The organism is Lampropedia puyangensis, assembly GCF_004833285.1.
Taxonomy (GTDB): domain Bacteria; phylum Pseudomonadota; class Gammaproteobacteria; order Burkholderiales; family Burkholderiaceae_C; genus Lampropedia; species Lampropedia puyangensis.
Genome location: NZ_STFG01000049.1, coordinates 1 through 3,691, shown reverse-complemented (window position 1 = coordinate 3,691; position 3,691 = coordinate 1). Strand labels below are relative to the sequence as shown.

At 51.4% G+C, this 3,691-nt stretch carries 7 protein-coding genes; 5 read left to right on the top strand and 2 right to left on the bottom strand.

The window, feature by feature from the left end:
* Positions 1-245: hypothetical protein (locus E9531_RS17685; RefSeq protein WP_211343486.1), on the bottom strand; the 245-nt coding region annotated here is incomplete at its 3' end.
* Positions 208-342, bottom strand: a complete 135-nt coding sequence (locus tag E9531_RS18015) for a helix-turn-helix domain-containing protein (RefSeq protein WP_425293608.1) — start codon at positions 340-342, stop codon at positions 208-210. The genes E9531_RS17685 and E9531_RS18015, both read right to left, overlap by 38 nt.
* Positions 343-644: 302 nt before the next feature.
* On the opposite strand from E9531_RS18015, the gene E9531_RS17575 reads away from it, so the two are divergent.
* The 5 genes from E9531_RS17575 (at position 645) to E9531_RS17275 (ending at position 3,617) form a co-directional block, all read left to right on the top strand.
* On the top strand, positions 645-788 hold the full coding sequence (locus tag E9531_RS17575) for a hypothetical protein (protein WP_158291841.1): 144 nt from the start codon (positions 645-647) through the stop codon (positions 786-788).
* Positions 789-858: 70 nt separating this feature from the next.
* Positions 859-1,356 (top strand): hypothetical protein, encoded by a 498-nt coding sequence (locus E9531_RS17290; RefSeq protein ID WP_136575011.1) that lies wholly within the window; start codon positions 859-861, stop codon positions 1,354-1,356.
* 24 nt (positions 1,357-1,380) lie between these two features.
* Positions 1,381-1,713, top strand: coding sequence for a hypothetical protein (locus E9531_RS17285; protein ID WP_136575010.1), 333 nt, complete (start codon positions 1,381-1,383; stop codon positions 1,711-1,713).
* On the top strand, positions 1,710-2,759 hold the full coding sequence (locus tag E9531_RS17280; RefSeq protein WP_136575009.1) for a hypothetical protein: 1,050 nt from the start codon (positions 1,710-1,712) through the stop codon (positions 2,757-2,759). The genes E9531_RS17285 and E9531_RS17280 overlap by 4 nt, the downstream gene beginning before the upstream one ends.
* Before the next feature lie 114 nt (positions 2,760-2,873).
* Positions 2,874-3,617 (top strand): hypothetical protein, encoded by a 744-nt coding sequence (locus E9531_RS17275; RefSeq protein WP_136575008.1) that lies wholly within the window; start codon positions 2,874-2,876, stop codon positions 3,615-3,617.
* Positions 3,618-3,691 lie beyond the last annotated feature (74 nt).

The following is a 3,691-nucleotide window of genomic DNA, read 5'->3' as shown; positions in this document are numbered from 1 at the left end:
AGGGGCTTGATCTGCGTTTCATTCATCGGGCGTTCGTATCCGCTCTCCAGAACCGAGTCTTGGTCAGAAATCTGGTTGATCTCTTCCTGTACCAATTCCCCTGCCTGCTGCGCTGTTGGCAAAGAAACAGTTGCAAGCCACAAGTGCCGCAATCCCACACGAATCAATACAGCTTCTGTGGATAAAGCATTGCCGTCACTGGAGCCTTTACTCAGGCGGTTTGAGTAAAGCCCAAGGCGCAACATCCAATGCCTTGGCGATTTTCTCAATGTTGGACAGAGACACATTCCAGCGAGAACGCTCTACCGCAGAGACATAGGTGCGATCTAACTCGCACTCCAAAGCCAGTCTCTCCTGAGACCAACCTTTTTCTACACGATGCAGGCGTATCCAGTACGCCAATATCCCTCGCAGATCATCACTGGAAGGTAGATTTTTTGGGGGAGTGGGCTTGGCAGACACCCACGCATGATTGTTTCATGTTGTAATTGCATCTACGGAGTATGCTTCACATATAGGGTGTTTCTGCATTGCTAATGGCGAAGAACATCCCATGTACCTTTGGCCTGCACGGATGCGAGGGCCGATGAGATCGGCGGCAGCTTCAGTAGTCAGGCGAATTAGCGGTAAAGGGTGGAACCAACATGATCTTGATCAGGCTAGTGGCCGGAGTGATTTTCTTTTGTGCAGTGGTCTACGTCTCCATCGCCGTGATGGGGTTTTGGGGCTTGATGCTCTGGTTGTTTTTCATGGGAATCATGACTCTCCTTGGGGGCAACAGCAAATGATGAGACAAGTGATGGTCAGTCATGGGGCTTACAGATGGGTTTTTAGTAAACAGAAAGAGGAATAGGACGTATGAAACGTTTCATCGTGGGGTACTTGTTGATTGGTGTGCTGCTGATGCCATTCATTTACTGGAATAACGCCAACGGCAGTCGGCCAGCACCGGCTACGTCGCTATTCGGGGCAACACTGACGGCGAGCTTGTTGTTTTGGCCCTCGTATCTGTTTTCTATTGAGCCTGAGCTGGATGGCGACTCCGATGAAGCCTTTGCTGACTCAATACAAGAGCTGGTGACGTATCGAAGAACCAAGTGGTTTGCAGGCAGCTCGTCGAGCAGCAGGCGCTCAGAGTCAATTGGCATGATTGGCAACGCGTTGAATGCGTGTATGCGGCTTTTTGACAAAGAAAAGCGTGTCGACTTCACAGATCCGATGCAGTTAATGCGCTCCACCACGAACAGCGATCCGTACTTCAAGAACCTCAGACGTCAGGTGCGTGAGCATTTGGACGGGGAGGACTTCTCCGGGCTGGTGGCGGAAGGCAATAAGTGCAACAAAAACCGCCGTTGATGGCGTGAGGCAAAGGAATCACCCATGAAGATAGTGATGAAGCTCGCTTCCATTTGCTTTATTGTCGTAGTGCTCATGAGCGTGCTGCGCAGTTGCGGGGAAGACGAGATGTACACGGCCTACAAGTGCGGCAAAGTCGCCACCTTGATGGGCAATGACCAAGCCGCTACCCGAAGTGCTCAAAAACTCGCAGACTTGTGGGAAAAAAATGGCACGGAACGGTTTTCCAGCACGGCTACCCGTTTGGATCAGATGTTTACGGAAGAGCTGCCGATGGAGGGACCTCGTCGCGGAAACACTTATAAAAAGATCAAAGCGCTCTATGAGGGCAAAACCTGCAAGGAGTACTACCAATGAGGTGGCTGAAACAGAGCGAGGAAATGAAGCCGCCGATCCCATTGCGAAGAACTGGCTCAGCACAACCATGGCGTTTGCTCATGGTGACCCTGTTGTGTTTAGCGTGCCACGGCACCATCCAAGCGTCAGTTGAAACCGCTATTGAAGCAGAGCCCGCCGATGTAGAAGGCTTTCTGCAAGAGGTAGGGCAAGACTATTCCACCATTGTGTACATGGGGGGTGAAACCGGTGATGTGGTGGGGTACGTGTTTGAAAACCACAGTGCGGCAGGTCAATTGATCCTGCAGCGCTGCATGCCCAACATGCTTTGCATCGTTGATCACACAGAACTTGTCGAATTCAGTCCGTCAGAGATGCCGCAGCTTCCTGTTGTCGAGGGAGCATCTGCCATGTTCTGGATTCAATCGGCGCAAACAGCGGATGCCAGCACAGCATTCAGCTTAGATTCAACAACGTTGAGCACCCGCTTTGGTACGTTGGCCATTGATGCCAGCCAACAACTGACGTTTAACACGCGCCCTGTTCTGGCCACTGTAGAAGCACCTGTGGAAGTGTTAAGCCGAGAGCAATACGAACAGGAAAACCTCTCATTCATTGAGCGCTGGATCAAGCGGATCAGCCGATTCGTGTTTGGTGACGAACCTGATGACGCTCTTGCTATTGAGCGGCGTACTCGATCGATCGGTGTTGCCAAAGAAGAGACCGTGCAAGGCAATGCACGCTTGCGCATCGTGCAGCACTTTGAGAACGAACGTGATGATTGGGTCTTGGTGATGAATACAGGTGATCAAGCTTGTCCGGCTATGTTCAGGCTTGTGACCTTGAATGGCAATGGCGCGACCAGTACACCGGAGTTTGGCTCCTGTTCAGAGCTGGTTCAGTTCGAGTGGTTGGGGGATAAAGACCTGCCCGCAAAGCAAGTGTTGTCGCTGGTCATGCCCGAATGGAATCTGGCAGAAGCAGCGCCACAGCGCAGTCCATCTGGAACACCGCAGATGAAACGCTATGTGTTTGAGCATGGGCGTATCAGAGATAGCTTGCAGTAATGCTTCTTCACTTGCAAAAGAGGCTATGCGCCATAGACCAGCCTCTTTGCAAACGTACCGATGCTTTGTAGAGAGGCCCAAGGACAGCAGGATGACAGACAGAGGATTTCACGCATGATCATGAAAAATACAGAACCACTGCACTACCGGCCAAGCAATACAGAAAAGTTCAAGCAAACTGTATGGATCGTGGCAGTTTGCACATTACCGGTATTGGCTGCGGCGCAAACACCAGCCTCTAAGCTTCGAGAAACGATCGGGCTGGATACCATCGGAATGAACCTCGCGTATGTTGAGCAGCAGTTAGGGCCTGCGATGCGCTCGGATGGTAACGAGCACAGCTTTATGGTGAATGGTTGCGCATTTACGCTGACCACAGATCAGCAGGGGCGCAGCATCCACATGGTGGAGATTAGGACATCAAAGGCATGTCCGTTCACCATGGGGCAATTTCTTTCCAAGGAAGACAGTACGCCCATCCATGGCTTGACGTTCCAAGGCGTGGAGTCCATAGCTGGCAAATGGCACTACAAAGCATCTTGCATCTATCTATGCGGCAACGGTGTTCCATCTCATGTGTATTACTGGCTGCCTGGTGACAATGCCAATAGGAACATAGAAGTGGCGTTCGGGCGTGACCTCGATGATGAGGAGGTTCAACCTGCGCTGCAGAAGATGAACGATCGGCTAGTGGCTCAATTGTCTGAAGAGTTTGTGCAGTTTGGACAGTTCAACTGCCTGCCCAACAAAGGAAATGAGGTGATGGCTGAAGCAATGCGGTCTGTCCAAATCGATCGCGTGGTGTTTGGACGAGAGCGCATTGATTTGCAGCTTGGTATTGATTGTGTTGAGGGGTAATTGCTTGATTCACGCAGATGGTTGAAGTTTGCCGGTCACTGCATCCCAAGAAGAACCTCTGGTCAGACGCTAAT

Coding starts and splice junctions, on each gene's coding strand:
- E9531_RS17575 (WP_158291841.1), top strand. CDS start 645: ATGATCTTGATCAGGCTAGTGGCCGGAGTGATTTTCTTTTGTGCAGTG.
- E9531_RS17290 (WP_136575011.1), top strand. CDS start 859: ATGAAACGTTTCATCGTGGGGTACTTGTTGATTGGTGTGCTGCTGATG.
- E9531_RS17285 (WP_136575010.1), top strand. CDS start 1,381: ATGAAGATAGTGATGAAGCTCGCTTCCATTTGCTTTATTGTCGTAGTG.
- E9531_RS17280 (WP_136575009.1), top strand. CDS start 1,710: ATGAGGTGGCTGAAACAGAGCGAGGAAATGAAGCCGCCGATCCCATTG.
- E9531_RS17275 (WP_136575008.1), top strand. CDS start 2,874: ATGATCATGAAAAATACAGAACCACTGCACTACCGGCCAAGCAATACA.